Below are 25,274 nucleotides of genomic sequence, written 5' to 3' on the forward strand. Positions count from 1 at the left end.
ATTCAGATGCGGCGCTAGCGCGGCACCTCGTGCAGCCTGACGGCGTCGAGCCGACCGTCGGTCAGTTCCGCGGTGAGATAGGTCGCGTACGGCTGGCGGCGCCGGTCGGTCGGCGAGCCGGGGTTGAGCAACCGCAGGCCGCCGGGGGCCTCGCTGTCCCAGGGGATGTGCGAGTGGCCGAAGACGAGCAGGTCGCAGTCGGGGAAGCGGGCCGCGCACCGCCGCTCCCGGCCGCTGGCCGGCCCGGTCTCGTGCACCACCGCGATCCGCAGCCCGGCGATGTCCGCGCGGGCGATCTCCGGCAGTCGGGCCCGCAGGTCCGGACCGTCGTTGTTGCCGTGGACGCCGATCAGCCGGGCGCTGCGCCGCTCCAGGTCGTCGAGCAGCCCGGCGCTCACCCAGTCGCCGGCATGGATGACGAGGTCGGCGGTGTCGACGGCGGCCCACAGCCCCGGCGGCAGATCCCGGGCACGTTTCGGCAGGTGGGTGTCTGCCATCATGACCAACCGCACCGGGTCAGCGTAGCCCCGCCCCGGCCCCGGCCAGCCCGCGTCGGCCCACCGCCGTCGAGGGGGTCAGACACGGCCGCGTACCAGCGGCAGGAAGACCTCGTCGACGATCTCGATCAGGATCTCGTCGGGGACCGACGGGATGCCGCGCATCGCGTACTCGGCTCGCAGCAGCATCATCGGCGTGGCCGCGACCCTCGGGTGCACGGCCGTCGGCGGTGCCTCACCCCGGGCGACCGCGCGGTCGAGCATGGTCAGCCAGGCGCGGTCCATGGTTTCCGCGCCTGATCGTGCCCGCATGAGGTCGAGCAGCGCCGGATCGTCCGCCGCCGCGGACAGCAGGCTGCGCAGGACCGCTCCGTGCGGTGAGGACCACGTCTCGTTCGCCTGCCGCAGCATCTCGAGCGCGTCGCCCCGCAGCGTGCCGGTGTCGGGATTCGGAATCGCGACGTCGGAGAGGTGGCGGTACGCCGCGATGCCCAACGCCGCCCGATGCGGCCATCGGCGGTAGATGGCGTTCTTGTTGGTCCCGGCCCGGGCGGCGACCCGGTCCATGGTCAGCCCCGGATAACCGGACTCGCGCAGTTCCTCGGCCGCCGCGTGCAGGATCGCCCGTTCCAGTTCCTCTCCCCGGCGTCTGGTACCCATGCCTTGCAGGGTACTGGACGTACCTTATAGGGTACGTCCAGTACCCTATAGACGAGGAGCACCCGTGCGCGTCTTCGGCATGAACTACGACACCGGCTTCGTGAGCGCCGGATCCACCACCCACGAGCCGTTCGACCCGGAGACCGTGCGACACGACCTGCGCGTCATCCGGGACGAATTGCACTGCGACGCGGTACGCATCACCGGCGGTGTCCAGGATCGACTGGAGTTGACCGCGCGACTCGCCACCGAGGCGGGGCTCGAGGTCTGGTACTCCCCCTTCACCAACGGCCTCGACCGGGACGAACTCATGGCGTTCCTGCTCGACGGCGCCGAGCGGGCAGAGCGGCTGCGACGCGGCGGCACCTCGGTCGTCTACCTCACCGGCTCCGAGATCTCCCTGGTCACCGACGGTTTCCTGCCCGGACGTGATCTGGTCGAGCGGATGGCGCTGTGCACCGATCCGGTGCGGATGCGGGAGGCGGTCCCGGCAGCCCGGGCCGCCGTGCGCGGGTTTCTCGCCGAGGTGGTGCCCGCGGTGCGGGAACGGTTCGGCGGCCTCGTCGGCTATGCCTCGATCCCACTGGAGGATGTCGACTGGGCACCGTTCGACATCAGCGCCAGCGACGCCGGCTACCGTGACGCGACGAACGCCGCGGTGTTTCCGCAGACCCTGGCCGCAGCCGTGGGGCGGGGCAAGCCGTACGCCGTGACCGAGTTCGGCTGCTGCACCTTCCGCGGCGCGGCCGACGTCGCGGGCGCGACGGAGCCGGTGAGGTACGACGAGCACGGGCGCGCCGCGCAGCTCACCACCGAGCTGGAACGTGACGAACAGGGCCAGGCCCGCTACCTGCTGGATCTGCTACGCGACTACGAGCGTGGCGGTGTGGAGGCGGCGTTCGTGTACACCTTCGCGAACCGGCACCTACCGACCACGGAAGACCCGGCGCACGACTACGACCTGGCCGCGCGCGGGATCGTGCGGGTGCTGCCGGACGGCTCGTGGACGCCGAAGGCCGCCTTCCACGCCCTGGCGGAATACGGTCGAATCCGCGCACAGACCTCGACCTGCTCCTGAGGCGGCAAGCAGTGGACCCGGTTCACCTGGTGCCCGACGCGGAGCCGTACCGCCCCGTCGCTGAGCCGTACCGCCCCTTTGCAGGCCTCAGGCGGCCCCGGCTGCGGCCTGCGCGTCCCACACGCTGACGACCACGCCGAACACGAAAAGCTGCAACGGCGTCGCGAGCCCCGGCAACTCGATCGCGATGTCACGGCTCCAGAAGCTGGTCTTGCGGACCGAGCCCACCCGGGTGTCGCCGAGGAGCAGTTCCTGCTCGCCGCCCCAGATGGACCTACGCCGGAAGTGGTAGGTCCGCCCGGCCGCCTCGACGGTCCACCGCTTACGACCCGCCCGGTCGGCCGAGGCGACCAGCGTCCCCGCCTCGTCGACCATGGTGTACCTGGTACCCCAGGCGTTGGAGCGGACCTGAAAACGCCGCCCGTCCAGCTCGAACTCGCCACCGCTGCGCCACACCGAGCTGTCCCAGACGGCGATCTCCCGACCTCGGTCCGTCACCACGTAACGGCTGCGCCAGACGCTGACCCGCCGAGCTTCCATGCGACCAGAGTAGGCATGACGACCTCCGGGTGGGGAGCGCGGAGAATCCGGCGGCGACGAAGCCTGGTTCCTCACGCGACGTGATGTCCGATAGTCGATGCCATGACGGAGCACCTGACCGTGGGGCGGGTGGCGGAACTGGCCGGGGTCAGCGTCCGCACCCTGCACCACTACGACGAGATCGGCCTGCTCGAACCGTCCACCCGCACCTCGGCCGGGCACCGCGCCTACTCCGCCGACGATGTCGAGCGGCTCCGGGAGGTGCTCGCCTACCGGCGGCTCGGCTTCGGGCTGCGCGAGATCGCGGAGCTGGTCGACGATCCGACCACGGACGCGGTCGCGCACCTGTGCCGACTGCGGGGCCTGCTGCTGGACCAGCGCGATCGCGCTGCCGCGATGGTGACCGCCATTGACCGGGAACTGGACGCGCGAGCCAGGGGGATCAGGACCACGCCGGAGGAACAGTTGAGAGTGTTCGGGACGCAGTTGTACGACGCCATCGGATCCGCCTACCCCGCGACCCGGCGCACCGAGCCACGGATCGCCGCGCGCATCTGGGCTGCGCTGGGTGACGCCCGGACGGTGTTGAACGTCGGAGCCGGCACCGGCTCGTACGAGCCACCCGACCGCGAGGTCACCGCAGTGGAACCGTCGGCGGTCATGCGGGCGCAGCGGCCCCCGGGCACGGCACCGTGCGTGGCCGCGGCCGCGGAGAAGCTGCCGTTCGAGGATCAGTCCTTCGACGCCGCGATGGCGGTCAGCACCGTCCACCACTGGCCCGACCCGGTCGCCGGGCTGCGCGAGATGCGACGGGTGGCCCGCCGCGTGGTGGTGTTCACCTACGACGCCGACGACACCGGCTGGCGGCAACGATTCTGGCTCACCCGCGACTATCTGCCCGAGTTCGCTGACCTCCTCGTCGGGTGGCCGTCCCTGGCCGACCTGACCGGCGCGATCGGCGGACGCGCCGAACCGGTGCTGGTGCCGTGGGACTGCGTCGACGGGTTCTTCGAGGCGTACTGGCGCCGGCCTGAGGCGTACCTGGACGAACACGTACGCCGCGCGGTGTCGGTGTGGACCAGGGTCGGGCCGCAGGCCGAGCGACGCGCAGTCAGCGGACTCCGTGACGACCTGTCCTCGGGTCGGTGGGCTGAGCGCAACCGAGACCTGCTCGCTCTCGACACCGCGGAACTCGGTCTCCGTCTGCTCGTCGCCTGACCCACCGTGCCGCGTCCGGACGCGGCAGTGGAACCTCGCACACTCGGCTCCGCCGAGTACCAGGATGTCCGGGGTGGACGACGACGTCACCGCCGCCGCAACTGCCAGAATTGGACACAAGGAGACGGTACGAACCGGACGAGGAGGAGACATGAGCGACTGGAACGACAAGGTCATCGCCGAGTTCCGCGCCAACGGCGGGCAGGTGGGCGGTCACTTCGCTGGCGAGCCACTGCTGCTGTTGCACACCATCGGTGCCAAGAGCGGCCAGCCCCGCGTACACCCGATGATGTACCAGAAGGTGGACGGCGGCTATGCCGTGTTCGCCTCCAAAGCGGGCGCGCCCACCAACCCCGACTGGTACCACAACCTGCTCGCCCAGCCGCGCACTCAAGCGGAGATCGGGACGGACACCGTCGAGTTGGTCGCCCGAGTCGCCACCGGGGACGAGCGGGAACGAATCTGGAGCGCGCAGAAGGCAGCGTATCCATTCTTCGCCGAGTACGAGCGAAAGACCACCCGCCAGATCCCCGTCGTCGTACTCGAACCCGCGCCGTAACGGGCCAGGGGCGGGGCTCGGAAAGGTCGACACGTCCCGGTCACGATGCCGAGGTCAGAGGCCGGTCAGCTTCTCGAAGAGTTCGTTCGTCGTGTCGTAGTACCTCGTCGTCCGACCGAGGTGTGTCATGCCGAGCCGCCGGCAGACGGCCTGGGAGGCACGGTTGTCCGGGTCCGTGACCGCGATGACCCTCGTCAGACCTCGGCCGAACGCGTCGTCCAGAACCGCCGCCGCTGCTTCGGTGGCGTAGCCGTGCCCCCAGACGTCCGGATGCAGATGCCAGCCGATCTCGACATCGTTCGGGCCGCCGACAGATTCGCCAGCCGACAGAGGAATCGGCTTGAGCAGGAGATTTCCCACCAGCCGATCGCCCGCCGCCGTGGTGATGGCCCAGATGCCGTGGATCGGATGGTCGATGGCGCGTCGACGTGTGATCGAGGCGAGGGCGTCCTCGCGGCTGTTCATGAGTGTCGGCTGCGCGCCCAGGAACCGCACGACCTCCCAGCGCGACTCGAGATCCAGAAGGAAGTCAACGTCCTCCTCGCGCCACGGACGCAGCAGCAGACGATCGCTCGCGATGGTGCGCATCTCATCCAACCTAATGCTCCGGCCGGGGCCGAGGGAGTGCCAGGGCGGGGTGTCACTGTTGCGGGCGGGGCTTGGTGACAGTGCTGGCAGCGTATTCGGAGAGGATCTCGGCAAGGATGCGGTGCGCGCTCGCCAACTCTGCTGCGTCCTCGGGAGCGTCGAAGGTGGAGGAGCAGGTGACGAGGGTTTTCCAGAGGGCCCAGCCGCGGCCACGCGCCCACGTCACCTCATCCACCGACAGCCGGGCGCGGAATGCCTGCCGGCCGTCGGCGGTCAGCAGTGTCCAGGCGATCGCCAGATCGCAGGCCGGATCGCCGACGCCGCATGTCCCGAAGTCGATGACGGCCGCCAACTGGCCGTCAGCAAGCAGCAGATTGCCCTGGGCGATGTCCCCATGGAACCACCGGTCGACACCGTCCCAGCGGGCGTCGAGTGCCGTCGTCCAGATCTCGCGCACCAGTTCGGCATCGACGTGGTCGTCCAACCTTGCGAGCGCCTGCTCAACAATCTTGTCGTAGGTGCGCAGGGTGCCGCCCCGGAACCAGTTGTGGAGACCGGGCTGCGGACCGCCAGCGGCATCGACGGCCCGCAGGGCCGCCAGGAACTCGGCCAGGTCGATCGCGAATCGCGCCGGGTCGGCGATGCGGTCCCGCCTGGCCGGCTCGCCGCTGAGCCACCGGTAGATCGACCACGGGTGGGGATAGCCCGCGTCTGGCTTGCCTCTCGCCACCGGGGTGGGAATGGGCAGCGGCAGCCGAGCAGCGAGGACCGGCAGCCACCGATGTTCCTTGTCGACCGCCAGGGCGTACTCGGCAGCGCTGGGCAGACGCACCAGCAGGTCAGGGCCGAGGTGGAAGGTCCAGTTGTCCCAGCCACCGTTGGCCACCGACTCGATCGGAAGGTCGGCCAGATGCGGGAACTGATCGGCGACGAGCCGACGCACCTGTTCGGCGACGACGGTGATGCGCTGCGGCAGGGGACCGAGATCCGGAACATCACTCACTGAGCCGTCCTCGTCTGACAATCGAGGTTGAGCGCGAGGGCGGATGACACCGCGTTGACCGCCGCGACCGCGTGCCGGAATCATGATGGCATGACCTCGAGTGCCTGGCTCAGTAAGGATCATGAACTGGTACCGGGTACCGAGGTCTTTCGCAGCGAGCGCCGCTTCGCGATGGAGGCATACTCCGCGAGCCACAGTCAGCTGCTGCTGCGCAGCGATCCGGTCGACGATGAACACGACACGACAATCGACCTGCTGTTCAAGCCGGTCAGGGCGGTCAAGATCCCTGCCGGCTGCACGGGGCTGGCCGTCCGATGCGCGACAGTCGACGAAACAGCACAGATCATGACAACAGTGCCTCGGGTCCGCCCTGACCTGGGCCACCGGGTCTTCATGCTGGAGAGCCAAGGCCAATCCGACTACGTCGTCAGTATGGCTTTCGGTTGGCACGAAGGCATCCTGCCCAGCGTCCAGGGCAGCTTCTTCCACACCGCGGACGCCTACCTGCCACGATGGCCCACGGGCCCGCTGTTCGGTCTGAACGCAGGGTTCAACGCCGCGTCCGTCCAGGACCTCATCCACGCGTTGAACTCGGATGCTGATCAGCCAGCCCGTCGTGACCGATTCCGGTACGTCTTCGTCGTCATTGCCGACGTGGGCACCGAGACCAGGCCGAAGATCTCGGGTGCCGGAGTGTTCCTGACGCGGGCGGACGCCGAGGAGGCTCGATCTCTACTGGCCGTCAAGGTCACCTCCTGTTGGATCGAGACGCTCCCGATCGCCATGTAGCAGCCGCCGCGACACCCCGGCACGCAATCGAGCCCACCCGACCCGCTCCGCACCCGACACGCCAAACGCGCCTCACCGACTCCGGTTGCGGGGATGCCGCTTGGCCGTCCGCTCGTTGCCGTGTTTGTAGTTGCCGGTGACGCGCGCCATCAACTCCTGCGGGTCCTGGGTGTTGACGTCGATCAGGAATCGGGCTGCGGCGGCGCCCCGAAGCACCACGGCGGGGCGGCCGTGATGGAGTAGTTCCACGTCTCCGTTCTTGCGGAGACGGTAGGTGAATCCCTCAGGTGCGCCGGGCATCGCCGTATCGTCCTCGGCGGCAGCACCGGACGCGACCGAATTACCCTGCCGACCAGGGCCGCCTCGGTCGCCGCACCGGACCCGCTGCCGGTCAGCTACCGCAGGTGGCATGCTGAGGCAATGGTTTCCTTCCCACCCACCTTCGCCGACCACGTCGTCGCCGAGCCGGCCAAGGCCCAGTTCGAGGCGTTCATCGACGAGCACCGCAGGGCGCTCACCAGCTGCCTGGACGGGCTGACCGAGGAACAGGCACGCCGGTCGTTGGTGGTTTCCCGGACCACGCTGCTGGGTCTGGTGAAGCACGCGACCTTCGTGGAGAAGGTCTGGTTCGACGAGGCCGTCACGGGTCGGTCGCGCGCGGAGATCGGCATCCCGGCGACTCCCGACGAATCGTTCGTCCTCGACGACGGCGACACGATCGCCACCGTCCAGCAGGCGCACCGCGAGGCCTGTGCGGCGTCACGCCAGGCGACGTCGACCCTGGGGCTGGACGACATCCTGCCCGGCAACCGGCGGGGTCCGCTGCCGCTGCGGTGGGTGTATCTGCACGTGCTGCGCGAACTCGCCCAGCACTGTGGACACGCCGACATCCTCCGCGAGCAGCTCCTGCACGGGTGACGCCGCGGTGACTGCCCACTGCCCTACGTTCCCGCTGGCTCGCTCATCGACCGTGCAAACCGCACGATAGAAGGCGACAACGGAGGTCGTCCGATGCCACTGCCCCCGGACAGTCACGTGCACAGCGAGTGGTCGTGGGACACCCGGGTCGGTGACATGGAAGGGTCGTGCGTGCGGGCCGTCGAACTCGGTCTGCCGGCGATCGCCTTCACCGAACATCTGGACCACACCGCGTGGCGGGTCGCGACCGAGGGCCCGTACGCCTCGGACCATCTCACCTCGCTCGCCGACGCGGAGGGAATGCTGACGCTGCCCGCGTTCGACGCCGGCGGATACCTGGACGCGGTGGAGCGCTGCCGGGACCGATTCCCACAGCTGCGCATCCTCAGCGGGCTGGAGCTGGGTGAACCCCATCGCCACGCCGATCAGATCGCGCGGGTGCTGGCCACCGGCCGGTTCGACCGCCTCCTCGGTTCCCTGCACGCCCTCCCCGATCAGGACGGCTTCGCCGAGCCCTGGGCGATCTACCCGCGCCGGGATCCCCACGAGGTGGTCCGCGCGTACCTCGCCGACGTCGCCACCATGGTCACCAGCAGCGACACGTTCTCCGTGCTGGCGCACATCGACTATCCGATCCGCTCCTGGCCGACCGAGGAGGTCGGCCCCTTCGATCCGACCGTCTTCGAGGACGAGTTCCGCGAGGCGTTGCGGGTGACCGCGCTGTCCGGTCGGGCGCTGGAGGTGAACACCCGGCTGCCGTTGCACGCGACCGTGCTCGGCTGGTGGCACGAGGAGGGTGGGGACGCGATCACCTTCGGCAGCGACGCGCATCTGCCGGCCTTCGTCGGACACGGCTTCCGGGAGGCCGCTCAGCTGGCGCAGGCGCACGGCTTCCGACCCGGCAGGAATCCCCACGACCTCTGGGGCCGGCGGTGAGCGGCATCCGGACGCCGACCGAGATCGTGCTGGTCCGGCACGCCCGGTCCGTCCCGCCGACCGCCGACGGTCCGGACGACCTCACCCGCCCGCTGACCACCCGCGGGCTGCGGCAGGCGGAGGAACTTGTGACGGCACTCGGCGAGCCGCGACCGGTGGCGGTCTGGTCCAGCCCGTACCGGCGGGCGATCCAGACCGTCCAGCCGACCGCCGACGCGCTCGGCCTGCCCGTACGCACCCGGACCGAGCTGCGCGAGTGGGACGACGGCCTCGCCTTCACCGAGGTCTGGGAGTCGCATTACGTCAGGAGCTGGACGGACCTCTCCCACGCACGCCCGGGCGGTGAGAGCCTTCAGCAGCTCAGCGTCCGGGCCGTCGCCGCCCTGCGGACGCTCGCCCGGCAGCACCCCGGCCGGGTGGTGCTCGTCGGCAGCCACGGCACCTTCATCTGCCGGGCGTTGGCCGGCTTCGGCGTGCCGGTCGAATGGGCCACGGTGCGACAGATGCCGATGCCCGCGGTCTACCGACTGCGCTTCACCGACCCGCACACCGGTCCCGAGATCTCCGGATGGACCTGATCTCCCCGGCCCGGCGTCACCCGCTCGCCCACCCTACGGCAGGAGAAGGCCGGCTGAGCCGGGCGGACGCGGTTTCCACCGCTGAGCCGCAGGTCAGGGCAGCTCGAATGGGAGGGTGATGCCGTCCAGGCTGTGTGGGCAGGGACAAGCCCGCTCGGCCGGGAGCGCGGCGACCGCGTCGAGCAGCAGCCCGCGCAGCCGCTCGGTGTTCTCGCCGAAAACCCGGAACACCTCCTGCTGGGTCACGCCGTGACCGCTGTCCACACCGGCGTCCAGATCGGTCACCAGGGCGATGGAGCTGTAGCAGAGGGCCAACTCCCGGGCGAGGACCGCCTCCGGGTGGCCGGTCATGTTGATCACCGCGCCGCCGACCGCCGCGTACCACCGGGACTCGGCCCGGGTGGAGAAGCGCGGCCCCTCGACCACCACCACCGTCCCGCCGTCGTGCGCGGGCACCGACCGGCCGGTGGCAGCCGCCAGCAGGGTACGCCGACCGGCCGGACAGTACGGGTCGGCGAAGGAGACGTGCACCGCACCCTGCTCGTAGTACGTCTGCACCCGGCCGCTGGTCCGGTCGACGAGCTGGTCGGGCACCACGAACGTGCCGGGCCCGAGTTCCGGCCGCAGGCCACCGACGGCGCACGGCGCGAGCACCTGGCGTACCCCGAGCGACCGCAACGCCCACAGGTTGGCCCGGTAGGGGATCCGGTGCGCAGGGTGCCGGTGGTCGCGGCCGTGCCGGGGAAGGAACGCCACCGTACGGCCGCCGACGTCGGCGATCGTCACCGCGTCGGACGGGGCACCGTACGGTGTCTGGACGACGTGTTCGGTGGCGCCGTCGAGCAGCGCGTAGAGACCCGAGCCGCCGATGATGGCGAGTTCCGCGGATGGGGACACGTTCACCTCCAATGTCTTCCGGCCGGGTCGCGGCCTACCAGGTGGTCAGAAGCAGATGGTTGATCGCGAGAGCCACCGCTGCCTGGGCGCCGAGCCAGGTACGGCGACCGGCGGCCGGAATCAGGGCGGTACCGGCCATGAGCCACCCGGTGAACGGCAGCCAGATGCGTTCGACCTCGGCCTTGCTGTAGCCGGAGAGGTCCGCCGCGACGATCGACGCCGCCGCGGCAAGAGGTAGCAGCCAGGAGGCGTACCCGAGGGTGCCGTGCCCCGGTCGCGGCAGACCGCCGCCCGGCCGCAGCGCCGAGACCGCCTGCCATCCGGAGATCGCGGCGCGGCGGAGGATGACGGCGGCCGCCGGGCCGGCGGCGACGGTGAGGATCGCCAGGTTGGCCCAGACCCAGTAGCCGTACGCGCGCCGGCTGGCGATGCCCTGGTAGTAGCGCTCGACGACCAGGTGGTAGCCGGTCAGCCAGTCGAAGCCGGCGGCCGTGAACGCGCCCACCACAAGTGCCGCACCCCCGAGCGCCCACCAGGCGGCGGGCCGGCGCCGGTGGCCCAGGATCACCACGGCCACCGCGATCGGGACCATCAGCACCAGCCCGTAGGAGAGGTAGCAGCCGAAACCGAGCAGCGCGCCGCCGCCGAGCGCGCCCAGCGCGCTGCCCCGGGTGACGCCATACGCCAGCAGGACGATGCCCGTGGCGGTGGCCCCGGCGAACAGGCCGTCGGCGGAGACGCCGGACCAGACCGCTCCCGGGAACAACGCCGCGAACGGCAGCACTGCCCGCGCCGCGTCCTCGGTGCCGAGCAGCCGCACGGTGTGCGGCACGGCGACGGCGGTGAGCGCCGCCGTGCCGATGCAGACCGCCCCCGCCCAACCGCCACCGGCCAACCCGATCCGGTCCAGCCAGACGAACACCAGCAGCGCCCCGGGCGGGTGACCGGAGACGTGGGTGGTCCAGGAGTCCGGTTGGAAGTCGAGGATCCGGGTGGTGAAGGTGCCGAGCATGGCGGGGATGTCGGTGACGCCGGGAACCTCGTGCAGGTACTCGTGGTGGGTGGTCAGCCGGCCGGCGATGCCGCGTTGCCAGCCGTCGACCAGGGCCAGGGACAGTGTCCACGCCAGCGCGGTGGCGTAGGACAGGACGAGCAGCCGCCGCCACGGCAGCCGGGCCGCCAGGGCGGCTCCGCGCCAGCAGACCAGGACGGCCACCGCCAACGCCAGCGGGGTACCTGGGCCGACGTGCGGCCGCCACTGCGCGAACAGCGGTGCCGCGCTGGCGTGCACCGGACGTCCCAGCAGGTGGAGCAGGCCACCGACACCGGCGGCGGCGGTGAACAACCCGACGGCGACCCCGACGGCGATCAGGTCGGCCCGGCCGGTGGTACGCCGCAGTCGGGCGAGCAGCGTCGTGCTCATCCGCGCAGCGGTGCGTGGGCGAACCGCCGGACTCCGTCGGCGAGCCCGACCGCCGCACGGAACCCGAGTTCGGCCCGGGCCCGGGCCGGTGAGGCGACCACGTGGCGTACGTCGCCGAGCCGGAACTCGCCGGTGACCACCGGTGCGGGCCCGCCGGCGGCCCGGGCGAGTTCGGCGGCCATCTCGCCGATGCTGGCCGGGTGGCCTGAGGCGACGTTGTAGGCCCGCCAGCCGGTGCGGCCGCCGGTGGCCGCCACCGCGGCGAGGTTGGCGGCCGCCACGTCGTCGACGTGGACGAAGTCGCGTCGCTGGCGGCCGTCCTCGAACACGCGCGGGGCCCGGCCCGCCGCCAACGCGGACCGGAAGATCGCCGCGACACCGCTGTACGGCGTGTCCCGCGGCATGCCGGGCCCGTAGACGTTGTGGTACCGCAACGCCACCACGGTGCCACCGGTCTGCCGGCACCAGGCCGCCGTGAGGTGCTCCTGGGCCACCTTGGTGGCCGCGTACACGCTACGCGGGTCCAGCGGCGCCTCCTCGTCGATGAGGCCCGGCTCCAGGGCGGCGCCGCAGACGGAGCAGGCGGGCTCGAAGCGCCGGGCGGCCAGGTCGGTGACAGCGCGTGGGGCGGGACGTACCGCACCGTGCCGGGCGCAGGTGTACGCACCCTCCCCGTAGACCACCATCGAGCTGGCCAGCACGAGCCGGTGGATGCCCGCGCGGGCCATCTCGGCGAGGAGTACGGCGGTGCCGAGGTCGTTGCAACCGACGTACTCCGGCAGGTCGTCGAGGTCCACGCCGAGCCCGACCATGGCCGCCTGGTGCACGACCACGTCGACGCCGGTCAGGGCGGCGGCGACGGCGGCCCGGTCGCGCAGGTCGATCCGGCGCAGCGGGGCGCCGGCCACGGTCTCCGGCAGCGGCGCCCGGTGTGCGCCCGGATGGCCGGCGTCCACCACGGACACCTGATGGCCGGCCCGGTGCAGCGCGGTGACGACATGGGTTCCGATGAAACCGGCTCCGCCGGTGACGAGTACGTGGTCCACGCGCCGACGCTAGAACCAACCAGCCGCCGGAGTAGGCGATGACGAGCAGCCGTCAGCGTCTCGTAAGAGTTCATCATCGGCTGGTAATACCTGCCCGGCTCGATGCTGATTAGCGTCCGCGACATGACCGATGTGGTACTCCCCTGCCGGAACGAGGCACCGGCCCTGCCCGGCCTGCTGGCCCGGATACCGGCCGGCTACCGGCCGATCGTGGTGGACAACGGCTCGACCGACGGCTCGGCCGAGGTGGCTCGCGCCCACGGCGCGGAGGTGATCAGCGTCGCCGAGCCCGGCTACGGTGCCGCCGTACACGCCGGCGTCGAGGCGGCCGACCCCGCCGACGGGGTGGTGTGCGTGATGGACGCCGACGGCTCCTTCGACCCGACGCAACTGCCCCGGCTGGCTGCCTCCGTACGCACCGGTCAGGCGCAGCTGGCGACCGGCCGGCGCCGCCCGGTCGGACGGGGGGTGTGGCCGCTGCACGCCCGGGCCGCCAACGCCTTCCTCGCCCACCGGCTGCGCCGCACGACCGGCCTGGACGTGCACGACATCGGCCCGATGCGGGCGGTACGCCGCGACGACCTGCTGGCGTTGGGGCTGCGCGACCGGCGGTTCGGCTACCCGTTGGAGTTGCTGATCGCGGCGGACCGGGCCGGTTGGCGGGTGGTCGAGATCGACGTCGACTACGGTCCGAGGGCGGCCGGCACCCGCTCGAAGGTGACCGGCACCCTGCTCGGCACCGCCCGCGCCGTGCGCGACATGAGCGCGGTGCTGGCCCGGTGAGCGCCACCCAGGTTCTGGTGCTGGCCAAGGCGCCGACACCCGGCCGGGTCAAGACGCGGCTCTGCCCACCCTGCACCCCCGTGCAGGCGGCCCGGGTCGCCGCCGCCGCCCTGGCCGACACCCTGGACACCGTCACCGCCGCGGCCGGTGCCGGCGTGCTCGTCCTCGACGGCGACCACCCCGCCCCGCCGGGTTGGGCGACGCTCCCCCAGCGCGGCGACTCACTCGGCGACCGCCTCGCCAGCGCGTTCGCCGACGCGCGCACACCCGGCACGCCCGCCGTGCTGATCGGCATGGACACCCCGCAGCTTCTCGTCGAGCACCTCGACACGGCCCGGGAACTGCTCGTCACGGCGGGCGGTCCGGACGCCGTGCTCGGCCCGGCCACCGACGGTGGCTGGTGGATGTTGGGGCTGCGCGATCCCGGCCACGCCACCGTGCTGCGTACCATCGCCACCTCCACGGCGACCACCGGCGAGCGCACCCTGGTCGCGCTGCGTCGTCGCGGCCTGCGGGTACACCTGCTGCCCTGGCTGTCCGACGTGGACACGGCGGCCGACGCCCGGGCCGTGGCCAGGTTGTGCCCGCCCGGCAGCCGGTTCGCCCGCGCCGTCGCCCGCGAGGTGCCGCAGCCCGCACCGGTCGCCCGGTGAACGCCGTCGCGGTCTTCGACACCGCGATCGACCGGGCCGCCGCCGGCATCCCGGCCGCCTTCACGGCTCGGCACGCCAGCGGCGGGGTCTACCGCTTCGACCCGGCCGCCTGGTGCCGGGACGCGATCGCCGGAGACGACGCGCTGATCGGGTGCTGCACCGGTCCCACCCTTGATGTCGGCTGCGGCCCGGGCCGGCTCACCAGCGCCCTGAGCCACGCCGGCCGGCCCGCCCTCGGCATCGACGTCAGCGCCAGCGCGGTGCTGCTGGCCCGCCGCCGGGGCGCGGCCGTTCTGCAACGCGACGTCTTCGGCCCGGTGCCCGGTGCCGGCCGCTGGCGGCACCTGCTGCTGGCCGACGGCAACATCGGCATCGGCGGTGACCCGTACCGGCTGCTCCGCCGGTGCCGTCAACTGCTGGCCGTCGACGGGCGCCTGCATGCGGAACTGGCACCGGCGGGCACGCCGGCCTGGTCCGGAACCGCGACGGTGCAGCACCCGGACGGCGCCGACCGCACGCTGCCCTGGGCCTGCGTACCCCTCGAAGATCTTGCCGGGCTGGCCGACGCCACCGCGATGCGGGTGCTCGACAGCTGGACGGAGGCGGGGCGGTGGTTCGCCACCCTGACACCCCGGTGAGCGGCCGCGCGGCGGTGCTGCGGCGCCTCGCCCGGTGGTGCCTGGCGCCGTGGCCGGCACCACCGGTCACGCTGCGACGCGGACCGCTGCGCCCCGGGGTGTTCCGGTCCCGGCTGCGGTCGACCCGGATGACCAGTCAGCTCGGCGTCGCCCTCGGCGTGGCGTTCGGCATCTGCTTCGGCACCGGTCTGCTCAGCCACCTGATCCAGCACCCGCCGGGCTGGTTCTGGTGGCCGGCCCGCCCGGTCGGGCTCTACCGGTTCACGCAGGGTCTGCACGTGGCGACCGGGCTCGCCGCGATCCCGCTGCTCGGCGCCAAGCTGTGGTCGGTGTACCCCCGCCTGTTCAGCTGGCCGCCGGTCCGCTCGATCGCCCACGCGGCCGAACGCGCGAGCCTCGGTCTGCTCGTCGCCGCGGCACTGTTCCTGCTGGTCAGCGGCGTGCTCAACATCTCCCGCTGGTACGCCCCGATGCCGTTCTTCTTCACCGCCGGGCACTACTGGGTGGCCTGGCTGGCGGTCGGGGGGCTGCTGGTGCACATCGGCGTACACCTGCCGGCGGTTCGCGCCGCGCTCACCCGGCCCACCGGCGAGCCACGGCAGGACGGGCTGAACCGGCGGGCGCTGCTCGGCGGCGTCGCCGCCGCGTCCGGCCTGATCACCCTGAGCACGGTCGGGCAGACGATCCGACCGTTGGCCGGTCTCGCGGTACTGGCTCCACGCCACCCCGACGTGGGGCCGCAGGGCCTGCCGGTGAACCGGACCGCGGCCGGTGCCGGGGTGCGCGCCGCCGCCCTCGACCCGGCGTACCGGCTGCGGGTCACCGGACCGGACCGCAGTGTCAGCCTGGACCTCGCCGCCCTCGACCGACTGCCGCAGTACACCGCGGAGCTGCCGATCGCCTGCGTGGAGGGCTGGAGTGCCACCGGAACGTGGACCGGCGTGCGGTTGGGCGACCTGGTCGCGCTCGTCGGTGCCGATCCTCGACACTCGTCGGCCTGGGTCGAGTCGTTGCAGGTCGGCGGACGATACCGGGCCTGCACGGTGCCACCGGAGCATGTGCGCGATCCGCTGACCCTGATCGCGCTACGGCTGGGCGGCGAGCCCCTGCACCTCGACCACGGCTATCCGGCGCGGCTGATCGCGCCCAACCGGCCCGGCGTGCTGCAGACCAAGTGGCTCAGCCGGATCATCGTGTCGGGGACACCATGAAGACCCGGACCGGGTTGATCGTCGGCGGTTGCCTGCTCATGGCGTACGCCGTCGTCGGCGCTCTCACCGACACCGACGTGGCGCCGGGCGGGGTGCTGCTCTTTCTGGCCGCGGTGCTGGTGGGCCACGACGTCGCCTGGATGGCGGCGGTGCTGGCCGTCGGTGTCGCGCTGACCCGCGTTCCGCCTCTGTACCGGCCGACGATCCGGACGGCCGTGCTCACCGCCGCCGCGGTCACCGTGGTGGGACTTCCCCTCGCCCTGGGGTTCGGACGCGCGGCCGACAACGCCTCGGTGCTGCCGCTGCCGTACGGTCGCAACCTGGCCGCCGTCCTGCTCGTCGTCGCCGCCACGACGCTGCTGGTGTGCGTGGTCCGGCGGCGGCAGGCCGTAAGGAATCCGAAAGACCCACCGAGCGGCGTACGGTGACCCCCGGTCGCTAGCGTGATGGGGATGGGACACCGGGTGTTAGTGGTCGACGACGACCCGACGGTAAGTGACGTCGTCCGCCGTTACCTGGAACAGGCCGGCTGCGAGGTGCAACTCGCCGCCGACGGCGCCGACGGCCTCGCCGCGATCGCCGCCCGGCGCCCCGATCTCGTGGTCCTCGACCTGATGATGCCCGGCATCGACGGCCTGGAGGTCTGCCGCCGGATCCGGCGGCAGCTACCCGACCTGCCGGTGGTCATGCTCACCGCGCTCGGTGAGGAGGCCGACCGGGTCCTCGGGCTCGAAGTCGGTGCCGACGACTACGTCACCAAGCCGTTCTCCCCCCGCGAACTGGTGCTGCGGATCCGCTCCGTGCTGCGCCGCACCGCCGCGCACACCACTTCGCCCACCGTCTCGGCGAAGCTGACCGACGCGACGCTGACCGTGGACGCCGCCCGCCGCGTCGCCACCCTGGGTGGCACGGCGCTGTCGCTCACCGCCCGGGAGATCGATCTGCTGATCTTCTTCATGCGCCATCCGGGACGGGCGTGGTCGCGCACCGACCTGCTGGACAAGGTCTGGGGGTGGCAGTTCGGCGACCAGTCGACGGTCACCGTCCACGTCCGCCGGCTGCGCGAGAAGATCGAGAACGACCCGGCCGACCCGCAGCGTATCCGCACCGTCTGGGGGGTCGGATACCGTTACGACCCGCTCGACGAGGAAGCCGGCCCGTGACCGACATGCTGCTGATCGGGCTCTACGCCCTCGCCGCCGGCGGTGTCGTCGGCCTGGTCGGCGCCGCAGCGCTGCGGCTGTTGCGGGGCCGGTCGATTCTCGTGCACATCCTGGTCCTGCTCGCCGTCACCGTCCTCGCCGTGGTCGCCGGGGTCGCCACCGTCGCGCAGGCGATGTTCCTGTCCGCACACGACCTGTGGGTCGTACTCGTCACGGTCACCGCCTCCGCGGTGATCAGCCTCGCCGTCGGCGCCGTTTTCGGCAGCCGGCTGGCCGCCGCCGCGGTCTGGGCCCGGGCTGCCCGGGAACGCGAACGGCGGCTGGAGGCCGGCCGTCGCGAACTCGTGGCGTGGGTGTCACATGATCTGCGTACCCCGCTGGCCGGGCTGCGGGCCATGGCGGAGGCCCTCGAGGACGGCATCATCCACGACCCGGCCGTCGTCGACGAGTACCACCGGCGTATCCGGATGGAGACCGACCGGATGGCCCAGCTCGTCGACGACCTCTTCGAGCTGTCCCGGATCAACGCCGGTGCGCTGCGGCTCATGCCCACCACCGTCCCGTTGGGCGACGTGGTTTCCGACGCGATCGCCGGCGTCGCGCCGCTGGCCGCCCGCCGACGGATCCACCTGGTGGCCGCGGACAGCGGTTGGCCCAACGTCCGGGCCGGCGAACGCGAACTCGCCCGCATCGTCAGCAACCTGCTGATCAACTCCGTCCGTTACACCCCGGAGGACGGCAGCGTGCACATCGCCGCCGGCCACGAGACCGACAACGTGTGGCTGGCCGTCTCCGACACCTGCGGCGGCATCCCCGGCGAAGACCTGGACCGGGTCTTCGACGTCGCGTTCCGGGGTGAACGCGCCCGCACACCGGCCGCCGCCGACTCCGGCGGTGGCGGCGGACTTGGCCTGGCAATCGTGCGCGGCCTCGTCGAGGCGCACGGCGGCCGGGTGAACGTCCGCAACACCGACCGCGGTTGCCGGTTCGAGGTACGCCTGCCCGCCACCTGAGGCGAGCCCACGCGAAGCTCCGGACGCCCGCCGGCAGTCCGCCGGTGCCGTCAGTCGGCGAAGGTGAGATCCCGCTCGGCCAGCGCCGCCGCCAGGATGCGGATCGCCTTCGACCCGACTCACGGCCGCTGACGCAGCGCGCGCAGCACGCCGTGTCGGCGCAGGGCCCAGGCCAGACGCCGTACGCTCGAATGCCGCACGAACAGCAGCGCCGCCCGCCGGATCAGTCCGAGCCGGTCGTGGCTGACCTGGTTGTCGATCGCCTGCCAGATCAGCTCGCGCACCCGGGCGCTGTCCAGCACCGCCCGCACCTCGCGTCGTACCGCAGGATCCTCGGCCGCCGAAGCGATGGCCGCAGCCTGACCCGGCCGGTCCATCAGCGGCTGCACCGCCGCGACGAGCGGCCGGCGCACGTCGTCCCGCTCCAGCAGCAGCAACACCGCCGCACGGATCTCGACCGCGTCGAGACCGGATCGCAGCAGCCTCAGCAGGCCGCGCTCCACCTCGCGGTCGTGATCGGGAACGGCCAGGGTGGCCAGCAGCACCGACACCTCGTCGAGATCGATGAGGTGTCGCAACCCGCCCCGGAACTCCGGCAGACCCCACGCAACCTGCAGACCCTTCGCGAGATTGCGGTTCATGCGCCCTCCGCTACCCGGGTGCGGCGGTCAGCGAAACCTGCGGTCTGTCCGGCCTGGTGCGGCCGAGTGCACGGGATCGGTGCATGGGTGCTGTCGAGCTGATGGCGCAGCCGGTTCACGCTGCCACGCGGCCACGGGCTTCCCGCCTGGTGGCACAAACGGTTCAGTCGGTGCTGTCGGCGGGCAGTCGCTCTGGTAGCCCGAGCCGCGGGAACTGGTCGTCGTGGAAGGTGACGATCTCGGCGATCGCCCCGTCGGTGACCCGCAGCACGTCGATGGTCAACGGCAGGTAGGCGCTCGCCGGCTTCCGCGAGTGATAGAAGGCGACGGCGGGCTGCCGGTTCACCCGGGTCTCGACGGCACGCAGACCCGTCATGCCCACGAAGCCGCTGTCGACCCAGTCGGTCACCACCGCGTCGCGGCCGACGTGCAGGCCCGGGGTCGGTGGCATCGAGCAGCGGACGTCGTCGCGCAGCAGCGCGGCGAGCCGGTCGATGTCCGTGGCCACGCTGGCCTCGGTGTAGCGGCGCACCAGCTCCCGTGTCCCGGCGTCCTCCTCGCCGCCGGTCCAGTCCTGCCGCTCGGCGGGCAGATGCTCCCGCATGCCCGCGCGGGCCCGCTGCAACGCGCTGTTCACCGAGTTGACCGAGTCGCCGAGCAGCTCCGCGACGTCCTTCGCCGGCCAACCGAGGACGTCCCGCAGGATCAGCACCGCCCGCGGGCGCGGCGCCAGGTGCTGGACCGCGACCAGGTACGCCAACTCGATCGTCTCCCGCGCCACGGCGACGACCTCCGGGTCGTCCGCGACGCCCGCGGCCAACTCGTCGAGCAGCCGGTCCGGGTAGGGCTGCAACCACCGCACCTCACCGCCGGTCGCCGGCTCCGGGCGGCACTTGGCCAGCAGGTCCAGGCAGGCGTTGGTGGCGATCCGATACAACCAGGCCCGGAACGACGAGCGCCCCGCGAAGGTCTCCCGCCGCCGCCAGGCGCGCAGGAACGTCTCCTGGACGGTGTCCTCGGCATCCTCGAACGACCCGAGCATCCGGTAACAGTGCACGTGCAGCTCCCGCCGGTGCCGCTGCGCCAGCCCCGAGAACGCTGGCTCGTCGATCTCCCCCAGGCCGTCCACACCGAGATCCTTCGGCCGCGTGTCCGCATTCATCACGTCATCCCCACCTCGTCGTGTCCCGTCGTAGGTATGACGGGTACGAGCGCGACAACTCATCACCGGGTCGGTCGGCACCTCGGCGGCGGATCAGCTACCCAGCCTGCGTACCGCTGTCGAGGACAACCTGGTCAGTTCGGGTTGCGCAGGCAGAAACACCGTGGGGACACCGAGCGACTGGTTCATCGCGGCGAGACGGTGCTCGGCCTGCAGGTCGCTGGTGTTCCGCACGCCGCGGACGATCACTGCCACCTCATGGCTACGGCAGTAGTCGGAGGTCAACCCGCTCCAGGCCACCACGGTGACGGAGGTCCACTCGACCGGCAGGGCAGCCCGGACGGCGGCGGCTCGCTCCTCCTCGCCGACGTCTGGACGCTTGTCGCTGTTGACGGCGACCAGCACGACCACTTCGTCGAAGAGGTCACGTGCACGCCGCACCACGTTCACATGCCCGGCGGTGAAGGGATGGAAGCTGCCGGGGTAGACGGCGCGTACGCGACCGGCGGCGGGTGCTGTCGTCCCGGGCCCGGCCGATGGCGCGGGTGTCACGACCGCGGCCGAGGGAACCGGAGCCGCGACCCTGGGTCGGTGCTCATGGTCCGACTGTAGGCTGCCGGATCCGCCGGCCCCCAGGGTGGGAAGGGCTTGACGCGCCGACCCTCATGAAGCATCGTCGATTGACACTCTCGAATGCCTTGACCACGGGGAGCACTGATGAAGGCCTTCGTCACCACCACCCTCGTCGCCGCCCTGCTGCTCCTGACCCCCGGCAGCGCGCCCGCCGACCAGTCGGCAGCCGACCCGTCCTGCACCGGGCAGATCCATCCCAACCCCGGGTTCGAGCGTGGCACCGATGGCTGGGAGGCCGGGCCCCGCATCGTCGTGCTCGGCGACACGACCCGGCCCGCGCGCACCGGCCGTGCGTACGCCACCTTCGCCGGGTTGGACGTGACCCGCACCGACCTGCTGCGCACCACCGTCACGGTCCCGGCCAACTGCGACCTGACGGTCCGCTTCTGGGTCCGGACCACCACCACCGAAACCCGCCGTGGCGATTACCTGAACGTCGGGCTGGCGGTCACCGGCATCCCCCCGAAGACCCGGTTCTCCCTGGCCTTCGACGGCGGAGCAGAGTGGCGGCAGTACACCATGTCGTCCGGAACCGCAGCGACCGAACGCACCGCGACGGTCAGTTTCCTCGCCAGCGAGACGGCCGGCAACGGCGTCACGACCTTCGACCTCGACAACGTGGCCTTCAGGTTGAGCTGACGGGTCCACCCCGACCCGCACCACCGCTCTCGGTCAGGAGCGCCTCGGCCCCCACCGGCCGGAAGCCCGCCGCCTGGAATGCGCGGACGCTGCGTGCGTTGCCGGCGGCCTGCTGCGCCCAGACGGGCTGGCCGTCGGGCACCAGGTGCCGGGCGGCGGCGGCCAGTGCCCGCCCGAGGCCCCGGCCTCGATGACCTTCGTCGACCTCGATCGCCGTCTCCCAGCGGCCTGCCACACCGCGGCCGAGGATGACGATTCCGCCGTCGGCCGCCCAGACGCGCAGTTCATCACGGCGCTTACCGGCCCTGATCCGACGTGGATGATCCGCGTTGCCCACCTCTGTCAGGTCCAGCGGAGGCTCACCGGCCAGCGGGCTCGCCACGGTCAGGAGGTCGATCGTGTCCATGGCGCGCCGGGTGCGGTCGAGCAGCGCGCGCAGAAAGGCCGGATTCATCGCGGCCGCCAGGGGGTCGCAGTCGAGAGACGCCAGGATGCGGCGCACCCACACCGGGTTCTCGTCGGTGAAGACCACCGAGTGGGCGGTGAAGGCGACCACTCCGGCGTCACGACTGCTCGGCTGTGGCACCACGGTGACGCCGCCGTCCGGTGCCGGGAAGTGCCCCTGGGCTGCCGCATCCAGGATGTCCGCCAACTCGGTGCCCATGATGGTCCCTTCCCGGCGCCCGGCGGTTCCCCCGATCAGTCCCGACACTTTCCAGAGCATGCCAGCTCGACAGCCACCGTGGTGTCCGCCAACTCCCCGCTGCGGCGCCGGCTGGGGGGCCGATGCGCACCGCCGCCGGATTCACTGTCGACTGCTCCTGACCATGGCGACTCCGTCCCCGTCGGTCAGCGCGCCTGACCACCGTGCACCAGGGGCGGCGACAACGGCAGGAGCCCTGCCAAGGCGAGAGCGAGCGATGGCAGGGCTCCTCGGACGAGCACGCCGGGTTCGTCACTGACCGGTGATCACCGGCCAGGCGTAGGCCAGCAGGGCGCACGCCGCGCCGAGCAGCGCGAGCGAGACGCCCCGGGTAGGCAGGGGCAACGCGGCGAGCACGAGCAGGATGACCGCGACGACATAGAGGAACGCCTGCACCGACATGACCGTCTCCTTCGGGGGTTGGCTGACGAGCGGACGCTCTCTACCCGCGTCGTCGCAGTCGCCAAACCCCGCCTGCCCGGGCGTGACGTCGGCAGAACCCGGTGCCCGACCACCGTCACTCAAGCCGAGGAGGCGAGCCCGGCAGCCGGCTTCGGACAGCCGTGCGCCGATCGGTTGACTCTCGTTCGTACCGCAGCGGGAGTCGGATCTCCCGCCTGAGCAGGATGTGACCAGGGACGGACCCGGTGAGTATGTCTGTATGTCACGTACATTTCGGACACTGAAGCGCGTGGCGTCCAGCGTGGCGCTGGCAACCACCATCGCTGTCGTACCCGCCTCCGCCGCAGCGCAGCCGCATCCGCCAGCCGGGCCATCCGCCGGCGGGCTGGACCGCGCCGAGCTGCGCACCGCACTCGCCGCGGTACCCGAAGCCGGCGCCCCAGGCGTCCTGGTCGCCGTGCGCGATGGCCGGCGCGACTGGCGTGACGCCGCCGGCCAGGCGTTCCTGACCAGACCCCGACCGATGCAGCCACAACTGCGGCACCGGATCGGCAGCGTCACCAAGACGTTCGTCGCCACCACCGTGCTCCAACTCGTCGACGAGGACCGGTTGGGCCTCGACGACCCGATCGGGCAGTGGCTGCCCGACGTCGTGCCGGGTGAGCTCGGCGACCAGGTCACCGTCCGGATGCTGCTGAACCACACCAGCGGCATCGGCAACTACACCAACGCCCTGCTCGACTCGTACGCGGCGATCAACCAGATGCAGGTCACCACGTACGCCCCGGCGGACCTGGTCGCCATCGGCCTGGCCATGCCGCCGACGAACGCTCCCGGTGCCCGGTTCAGCTACTCGAACACCAACTACGTCCTGGCCGGCCTGCTGATCGAAGAGATCACCGGCAAGGATGCGGCGGCCGAGGTGCAGCGGCGCATCCTGCGGCCGCTGCGGCTCACCGGAACGTCCTTCCCCGGCGCCGACCCGAGGATCCGCGGCCCGCACAGCGGTGCCTACTTCGCCCCGTTCGGCGTACGCGACCTCAGCGAGTTCAACATGAGCTGGGCCTGGACGGCCGGCGAGATGATCGCCACCACCGCGGACCTGAACACCTTCTTCCGGGCGCTGCTCGGCGGTGACCTGCTCAGCCCGGCCGCTCTCGACGAGATGCTCACCGCCGTGCCGATGCTGCCCGAACAGCCCGCCGCCGGCAGCTACGGTCTCGGCATCTACTCGCTGCCCACCCCGTGCGGCGAATTCTGGGGCCACGACGGCGCGGTCATCGGCCACCTGACGATCTCACTGCACAGCCGCGACGGCGCCCGCCAGGTGTCGTCCGGGATCAACCTCAGCCACTACCAGCTCGGCCTGCCCGATCCGCACCCGATCGACATCGCCTGGAACACGTTGCTGCAAACCGCGATCTGCCCGACCGACGAGGTGAGCGACCGTTCGGCAGCGACCGTTGCGCGGCTGCCGAGCGTGAGCCGGCTGCCGGGCAACAACGACGCGGCGGTGGCCGTGCCCTGACCCGAGTCACTGCTCGGTGATCCCCTGGCGGCCCGTTGGTCCGTCAGGGGATCGCGGCGTCGCACCGCCGCCCGGTCGGGACGGCGGCGGCAGGAGGTGAGATGCGCCACGACGGTCACACCTGGGGTGCTGGCGGTGTCTTGGGTGTCGAACCGTCCGCGAAGGGAGTCAGACATGGCAGGGAACACCAGGGTGGTAGTGGTCGGCGGTGGATTCGCCGGCGTGATGGCGGCCAATCGCCTGATGCAACCCGGCGACGTCACCGTGACCATGGTGAATCCGCGGCCGGACTTCGTCATCCGGCTCCGGCTGCACCACCTGGTCGCCGGTGTCCACGACGCGGTCGTGCCCTATCGGCAGGTGTTGGCCGAGGACGTTCGGCTGGTCCAGGACACCGTCACGGGGATCGACGCGGCTGGGCGCTGTGTGACTCTGCTGGGCGGCGGCATCCTCGGCTACGACTACCTCGTCTACGCGGCGGGCAGCGCGAGTGCCGAACCACGTGTTCCCGGCGGGGCCGAGTTCGCCCACCCGATGGCCACCCTCGAGGCGGCGCGGCGGCTGCGCGCGATCCTCGACGACCGGCCGCCGGCGACCCCGGTCACTGTCGTCGGAGCCGGGCCCACCGGCATCGAGACCGCGGCCGAACTGGCCGAGCGGGGCCACCGGGTCAGTCTGGTCTGCGGGGGCCCGCTCGGCGCGTACCTGCATCCGGCGGCACGGCGTGCCGCCGCCGGGTCGCTCACCAGGATCGGCGTGGACGTCCTGGCCGGTCCCGGCACCGAGGTCACCGAGGTCACGCGGGACGCGGTGCGGCTCGACGACGGTCGTACGCTGCCGAGTGGGATCACCGTCTGGACCGCGGGCTTCGGGGTGCCGGATCTGGCCACGCGCAGCGGGTTGCGGACCGACGCCGTCGGCCGCCTGATCACCGACGAGACACTGACAAGCGTCGACGACGAGCGCATCGTCGCGGCCGGGGATTCGGCCGCGCCGTCCGGCGTGCCGTACCGGATGAGCGCGTACACGGCGAGTTGCCTCGGCGCACACGCCGCCGACACGGTGCTGCGGCGCATCGCGGGCACCTCTCCTGAACCGGCGAGTGTCTTCTTCGGCGCCATGTGCGTCGGCCTGGGCTCGCATGCTGGCATCTACCAGCTCGCCGGCCGGGACGACGTCGCGAACAGGATGTTCGTCGGCGGCCGTCTCGGCGCGCGACTCAAGGCTCTCACCTACCGGTTCGCCGTTGGTCACCTCACGAACGAGGCCCGCAAGCCCGGATCGCACCGATGGCTCGGCAACAACAAGCGCCGGCAACTGCTGGAGATGGAATCGGGCCCGGCACGGGCTGCCGCTGACCGCTCGGCGTAGCCCG

General features: G+C 71.7%; 31 protein-coding genes. 17 read left to right on the forward strand and 14 right to left on the reverse strand.

Going from position 1 to position 25,274, the window contains the following annotated elements; all coding sequences use genetic code 11:
* Positions 1-14 precede the first annotated feature (14 nt).
* Both KBX00_RS11545 and KBX00_RS11550 read right to left on the reverse strand, forming a co-directional pair.
* On the reverse strand, positions 15-512 hold the full coding sequence (locus KBX00_RS11545; RefSeq protein WP_210826055.1) for a metallophosphoesterase: 498 nt from the start codon (positions 510-512) through the stop codon (positions 15-17).
* A gap of 63 nt (positions 513-575) precedes the next feature.
* Entirely contained in the window at positions 576-1,157 is a 582-nt protein-coding gene (locus KBX00_RS11550; RefSeq protein ID WP_210826057.1) for a TetR/AcrR family transcriptional regulator, read from the reverse strand.
* A gap of 64 nt (positions 1,158-1,221) precedes the next feature.
* Between KBX00_RS11550 and KBX00_RS11555 the strand changes: the two genes are divergently transcribed.
* On the forward strand, positions 1,222-2,235 hold the full coding sequence (locus tag KBX00_RS11555; RefSeq protein WP_210826059.1) for a hypothetical protein: 1,014 nt from the start codon (positions 1,222-1,224) through the stop codon (positions 2,233-2,235).
* An 87-nt stretch (positions 2,236-2,322) separates the two neighbouring features.
* Here KBX00_RS11555 and KBX00_RS11560 read toward each other — a convergent pair whose 3' ends face one another.
* Entirely contained in the window at positions 2,323-2,775 is a 453-nt protein-coding gene (locus KBX00_RS11560) for a hypothetical protein (protein WP_301547721.1), read from the reverse strand.
* 102 nt (positions 2,776-2,877) lie between these two features.
* Here KBX00_RS11560 and KBX00_RS11565 point away from each other — a divergent pair, with 102 nt between their 5' ends.
* On the forward strand, positions 2,878-3,993 hold the full coding sequence (locus KBX00_RS11565; RefSeq protein ID WP_210826061.1) for a MerR family transcriptional regulator: 1,116 nt from the start codon (positions 2,878-2,880) through the stop codon (positions 3,991-3,993).
* A 151-nt stretch (positions 3,994-4,144) separates the two neighbouring features.
* Complete coding sequence (locus KBX00_RS11570; protein WP_210826063.1) at positions 4,145-4,552, forward strand: nitroreductase family deazaflavin-dependent oxidoreductase; 408 nt, start codon at positions 4,145-4,147, stop codon at positions 4,550-4,552.
* Between the two features lie 54 nt (positions 4,553-4,606).
* Here KBX00_RS11570 and KBX00_RS11575 read toward each other — a convergent pair whose 3' ends face one another.
* Both KBX00_RS11575 and KBX00_RS11580 read right to left on the reverse strand, forming a co-directional pair.
* Positions 4,607-5,140, reverse strand: a complete 534-nt coding sequence (locus KBX00_RS11575; protein ID WP_210826065.1) for a GNAT family N-acetyltransferase — start codon at positions 5,138-5,140, stop codon at positions 4,607-4,609.
* Between the two features lie 52 nt (positions 5,141-5,192).
* Entirely contained in the window at positions 5,193-6,143 is a 951-nt protein-coding gene (locus KBX00_RS11580) for an aminoglycoside phosphotransferase family protein (RefSeq protein ID WP_210826173.1), read from the reverse strand.
* Positions 6,144-6,233: 90 nt separating this feature from the next.
* Between KBX00_RS11580 and KBX00_RS11585 the strand changes: the two genes are divergently transcribed.
* Positions 6,234-6,932 carry a hypothetical protein gene (locus tag KBX00_RS11585; protein ID WP_210826067.1) on the forward strand — a complete coding sequence of 233 codons (699 nt, stop codon included), beginning with the start codon at positions 6,234-6,236 and terminating at the stop codon, positions 6,930-6,932.
* Positions 6,933-7,004: 72 nt separating this feature from the next.
* Here the strand turns inward: KBX00_RS11585 and KBX00_RS11590 are convergent, their stop codons facing one another.
* Positions 7,005-7,232, reverse strand: coding sequence for a hypothetical protein (locus tag KBX00_RS11590; RefSeq protein WP_210826069.1), 228 nt, complete (start codon positions 7,230-7,232; stop codon positions 7,005-7,007).
* Positions 7,233-7,352: 120 nt separating this feature from the next.
* Here KBX00_RS11590 and KBX00_RS11595 point away from each other — a divergent pair, with 120 nt between their 5' ends.
* From KBX00_RS11595 to KBX00_RS11605, 3 genes are all read left to right on the forward strand, one after another.
* Entirely contained in the window at positions 7,353-7,850 is a 498-nt protein-coding gene (locus tag KBX00_RS11595; protein WP_210826071.1) for a DinB family protein, read from the forward strand.
* Between the two features lie 93 nt (positions 7,851-7,943).
* Positions 7,944-8,786, forward strand: a complete 843-nt coding sequence (locus KBX00_RS11600) for a PHP domain-containing protein (RefSeq protein WP_210826073.1) — start codon at positions 7,944-7,946, stop codon at positions 8,784-8,786.
* On the forward strand, positions 8,783-9,364 hold the full coding sequence (locus tag KBX00_RS11605) for a histidine phosphatase family protein (protein WP_210826075.1): 582 nt from the start codon (positions 8,783-8,785) through the stop codon (positions 9,362-9,364). The genes KBX00_RS11600 and KBX00_RS11605 overlap by 4 nt, the downstream gene beginning before the upstream one ends.
* A gap of 93 nt (positions 9,365-9,457) precedes the next feature.
* On the opposite strand, the gene KBX00_RS11610 is transcribed toward KBX00_RS11605, so the two are convergent.
* The 3 genes from KBX00_RS11610 to KBX00_RS11620 are packed head-to-tail and all read right to left on the reverse strand — an operon-like array spanning position 9,458 to position 12,730.
* A complete protein-coding gene (locus KBX00_RS11610) occupies positions 9,458-10,261 on the reverse strand; it encodes an S-methyl-5'-thioadenosine phosphorylase (RefSeq protein WP_210826077.1) in 804 nt (267 codons plus the stop codon).
* A 34-nt stretch (positions 10,262-10,295) separates the two neighbouring features.
* Positions 10,296-11,684, reverse strand: coding sequence for a hypothetical protein (locus tag KBX00_RS11615; protein WP_210826079.1), 1,389 nt, complete (start codon positions 11,682-11,684; stop codon positions 10,296-10,298).
* Positions 11,681-12,730 carry an NAD-dependent epimerase/dehydratase family protein gene (locus KBX00_RS11620; protein WP_210826081.1) on the reverse strand — a complete coding sequence of 350 codons (1,050 nt, stop codon included), beginning with the start codon at positions 12,728-12,730 and terminating at the stop codon, positions 11,681-11,683. The genes KBX00_RS11615 and KBX00_RS11620 overlap by 4 nt, the downstream gene beginning before the upstream one ends.
* A gap of 123 nt (positions 12,731-12,853) precedes the next feature.
* Here KBX00_RS11620 and KBX00_RS11625 point away from each other — a divergent pair, with 123 nt between their 5' ends.
* From KBX00_RS11625 to KBX00_RS11655, 7 genes are read left to right on the forward strand one after another with little or no spacing between them, the layout of a single operon-like run.
* Positions 12,854-13,513, forward strand: a complete 660-nt coding sequence (locus KBX00_RS11625) for a glycosyltransferase family 2 protein (protein WP_210826083.1) — start codon at positions 12,854-12,856, stop codon at positions 13,511-13,513.
* Positions 13,510-14,166, forward strand: coding sequence for a DUF2064 domain-containing protein (locus tag KBX00_RS11630; protein WP_210826085.1), 657 nt, complete (start codon positions 13,510-13,512; stop codon positions 14,164-14,166). Before KBX00_RS11625 ends, KBX00_RS11630 begins: the two co-directional genes overlap by 4 nt.
* Positions 14,163-14,804 carry a class I SAM-dependent methyltransferase gene (locus KBX00_RS11635; protein WP_307868480.1) on the forward strand — a complete coding sequence of 214 codons (642 nt, stop codon included), beginning with the start codon at positions 14,163-14,165 and terminating at the stop codon, positions 14,802-14,804. Before KBX00_RS11630 ends, KBX00_RS11635 begins: the two co-directional genes overlap by 4 nt.
* Positions 14,801-16,015 carry a molybdopterin-dependent oxidoreductase gene (locus KBX00_RS11640; RefSeq protein ID WP_307868481.1) on the forward strand — a complete coding sequence of 405 codons (1,215 nt, stop codon included), beginning with the start codon at positions 14,801-14,803 and terminating at the stop codon, positions 16,013-16,015. Before KBX00_RS11635 ends, KBX00_RS11640 begins: the two co-directional genes overlap by 4 nt.
* A complete protein-coding gene (locus KBX00_RS11645) occupies positions 16,012-16,443 on the forward strand; it encodes a hypothetical protein (protein WP_210826088.1) in 432 nt (143 codons plus the stop codon). Before KBX00_RS11640 ends, KBX00_RS11645 begins: the two co-directional genes overlap by 4 nt.
* Before the next feature lie 24 nt (positions 16,444-16,467).
* A complete protein-coding gene (locus tag KBX00_RS11650) occupies positions 16,468-17,178 on the forward strand; it encodes a response regulator transcription factor (RefSeq protein WP_210826090.1) in 711 nt (236 codons plus the stop codon).
* 5 nt (positions 17,179-17,183) lie between these two features.
* On the forward strand, positions 17,184-18,191 hold the full coding sequence (locus tag KBX00_RS11655; protein ID WP_210826175.1) for a sensor histidine kinase KdpD: 1,008 nt from the start codon (positions 17,184-17,186) through the stop codon (positions 18,189-18,191).
* 119 nt (positions 18,192-18,310) lie between these two features.
* Here KBX00_RS11655 and KBX00_RS11660 read toward each other — a convergent pair whose 3' ends face one another.
* From KBX00_RS11660 to coaD, 3 genes are all read right to left on the reverse strand, one after another.
* Positions 18,311-18,832, reverse strand: a complete 522-nt coding sequence (locus KBX00_RS11660) for a hypothetical protein (protein ID WP_210826092.1) — start codon at positions 18,830-18,832, stop codon at positions 18,311-18,313.
* Positions 18,833-18,995: 163 nt separating this feature from the next.
* A complete protein-coding gene (locus tag KBX00_RS11665) occupies positions 18,996-19,997 on the reverse strand; it encodes an RNA polymerase subunit sigma-70 (RefSeq protein ID WP_374225288.1) in 1,002 nt (333 codons plus the stop codon).
* Between the two features lie 90 nt (positions 19,998-20,087).
* Positions 20,088-20,546: a pantetheine-phosphate adenylyltransferase gene (coaD, locus tag KBX00_RS11670; protein ID WP_210826096.1), complete on the reverse strand. Its 459-nt coding sequence runs from the start codon at positions 20,544-20,546 to the stop codon at positions 20,088-20,090.
* Positions 20,547-20,711: 165 nt separating this feature from the next.
* On the opposite strand from coaD, the gene KBX00_RS11675 reads away from it, so the two are divergent.
* Positions 20,712-21,266 (forward strand): hypothetical protein, encoded by a 555-nt coding sequence (locus KBX00_RS11675; protein ID WP_210826099.1) that lies wholly within the window; start codon positions 20,712-20,714, stop codon positions 21,264-21,266.
* Here KBX00_RS11675 and KBX00_RS11680 read toward each other — a convergent pair.
* Entirely contained in the window at positions 21,253-21,930 is a 678-nt protein-coding gene (locus KBX00_RS11680; RefSeq protein WP_210826177.1) for a GNAT family N-acetyltransferase, read from the reverse strand. The two genes, KBX00_RS11675 and KBX00_RS11680, sit on opposite strands and share 14 nt — an antisense overlap.
* A gap of 291 nt (positions 21,931-22,221) precedes the next feature.
* On the reverse strand, positions 22,222-22,371 hold the full coding sequence (locus KBX00_RS11685) for a hypothetical protein (RefSeq protein ID WP_210826101.1): 150 nt from the start codon (positions 22,369-22,371) through the stop codon (positions 22,222-22,224).
* A gap of 289 nt (positions 22,372-22,660) precedes the next feature.
* On the opposite strand from KBX00_RS11685, the gene KBX00_RS11690 reads away from it, so the two are divergent.
* Positions 22,661-23,899, forward strand: a complete 1,239-nt coding sequence (locus KBX00_RS11690; RefSeq protein ID WP_307868483.1) for a serine hydrolase domain-containing protein — start codon at positions 22,661-22,663, stop codon at positions 23,897-23,899.
* A 174-nt stretch (positions 23,900-24,073) separates the two neighbouring features.
* The gene (locus tag KBX00_RS11695; RefSeq protein WP_210826103.1) at positions 24,074-25,270 is read left to right on the forward strand and encodes an NAD(P)/FAD-dependent oxidoreductase; all 1,197 of its coding nucleotides are present in this window, start codon (positions 24,074-24,076) and stop codon (positions 25,268-25,270) included.
* Positions 25,271-25,274: the final 4 nt, after the last annotated feature.

Source organism: Micromonospora sp. C95, assembly GCF_018070465.1.
Lineage (GTDB): Bacteria > Actinomycetota > Actinomycetes > Mycobacteriales > Micromonosporaceae > Micromonospora.

What these genes read in the sequence shown, in the direction of transcription:
- KBX00_RS11550 (WP_210826057.1), bottom strand. Translation starts at nt 1,157, where the DNA reads ATGGGTACCAGACGCCGGGGAGAGGAACTGGAACGGGCGATCCTGCAC.
- KBX00_RS11560 (WP_301547721.1), bottom strand. Translation starts at nt 2,775, where the DNA reads ATGGAAGCTCGGCGGGTCAGCGTCTGGCGCAGCCGTTACGTGGTGACG.
- KBX00_RS11565 (WP_210826061.1), top strand. Translation starts at nt 2,878, where the DNA reads ATGACGGAGCACCTGACCGTGGGGCGGGTGGCGGAACTGGCCGGGGTC.
- KBX00_RS11570 (WP_210826063.1), top strand. Translation starts at nt 4,145, where the DNA reads ATGAGCGACTGGAACGACAAGGTCATCGCCGAGTTCCGCGCCAACGGC.
- KBX00_RS11575 (WP_210826065.1), bottom strand. Translation starts at nt 5,140, where the DNA reads ATGCGCACCATCGCGAGCGATCGTCTGCTGCTGCGTCCGTGGCGCGAG.
- KBX00_RS11585 (WP_210826067.1), top strand. Translation starts at nt 6,234, where the DNA reads ATGACCTCGAGTGCCTGGCTCAGTAAGGATCATGAACTGGTACCGGGT.
- KBX00_RS11590 (WP_210826069.1), bottom strand. Translation starts at nt 7,232, where the DNA reads ATGCCCGGCGCACCTGAGGGATTCACCTACCGTCTCCGCAAGAACGGA.
- KBX00_RS11595 (WP_210826071.1), top strand. Translation starts at nt 7,353, where the DNA reads ATGGTTTCCTTCCCACCCACCTTCGCCGACCACGTCGTCGCCGAGCCG.
- KBX00_RS11600 (WP_210826073.1), top strand. Translation starts at nt 7,944, where the DNA reads ATGCCACTGCCCCCGGACAGTCACGTGCACAGCGAGTGGTCGTGGGAC.
- KBX00_RS11615 (WP_210826079.1), bottom strand. Translation starts at nt 11,684, where the DNA reads ATGAGCACGACGCTGCTCGCCCGACTGCGGCGTACCACCGGCCGGGCC.
- KBX00_RS11625 (WP_210826083.1), top strand. Translation starts at nt 12,854, where the DNA reads ATGACCGATGTGGTACTCCCCTGCCGGAACGAGGCACCGGCCCTGCCC.
- KBX00_RS11645 (WP_210826088.1), top strand. Translation starts at nt 16,012, where the DNA reads ATGAAGACCCGGACCGGGTTGATCGTCGGCGGTTGCCTGCTCATGGCG.
- KBX00_RS11650 (WP_210826090.1), top strand. Translation starts at nt 16,468, where the DNA reads ATGGGACACCGGGTGTTAGTGGTCGACGACGACCCGACGGTAAGTGAC.
- KBX00_RS11655 (WP_210826175.1), top strand. Translation starts at nt 17,184, where the DNA reads ATGCTGCTGATCGGGCTCTACGCCCTCGCCGCCGGCGGTGTCGTCGGC.
- KBX00_RS11660 (WP_210826092.1), bottom strand. Translation starts at nt 18,832, where the DNA reads ATGAACCGCAATCTCGCGAAGGGTCTGCAGGTTGCGTGGGGTCTGCCG.
- KBX00_RS11675 (WP_210826099.1), top strand. Translation starts at nt 20,712, where the DNA reads ATGAAGGCCTTCGTCACCACCACCCTCGTCGCCGCCCTGCTGCTCCTG.
- KBX00_RS11680 (WP_210826177.1), bottom strand. Translation starts at nt 21,930, where the DNA reads ATGGGCACCGAGTTGGCGGACATCCTGGATGCGGCAGCCCAGGGGCAC.
- KBX00_RS11685 (WP_210826101.1), bottom strand. Translation starts at nt 22,371, where the DNA reads ATGTCGGTGCAGGCGTTCCTCTATGTCGTCGCGGTCATCCTGCTCGTG.
- KBX00_RS11695 (WP_210826103.1), top strand. Translation starts at nt 24,074, where the DNA reads ATGGCAGGGAACACCAGGGTGGTAGTGGTCGGCGGTGGATTCGCCGGC.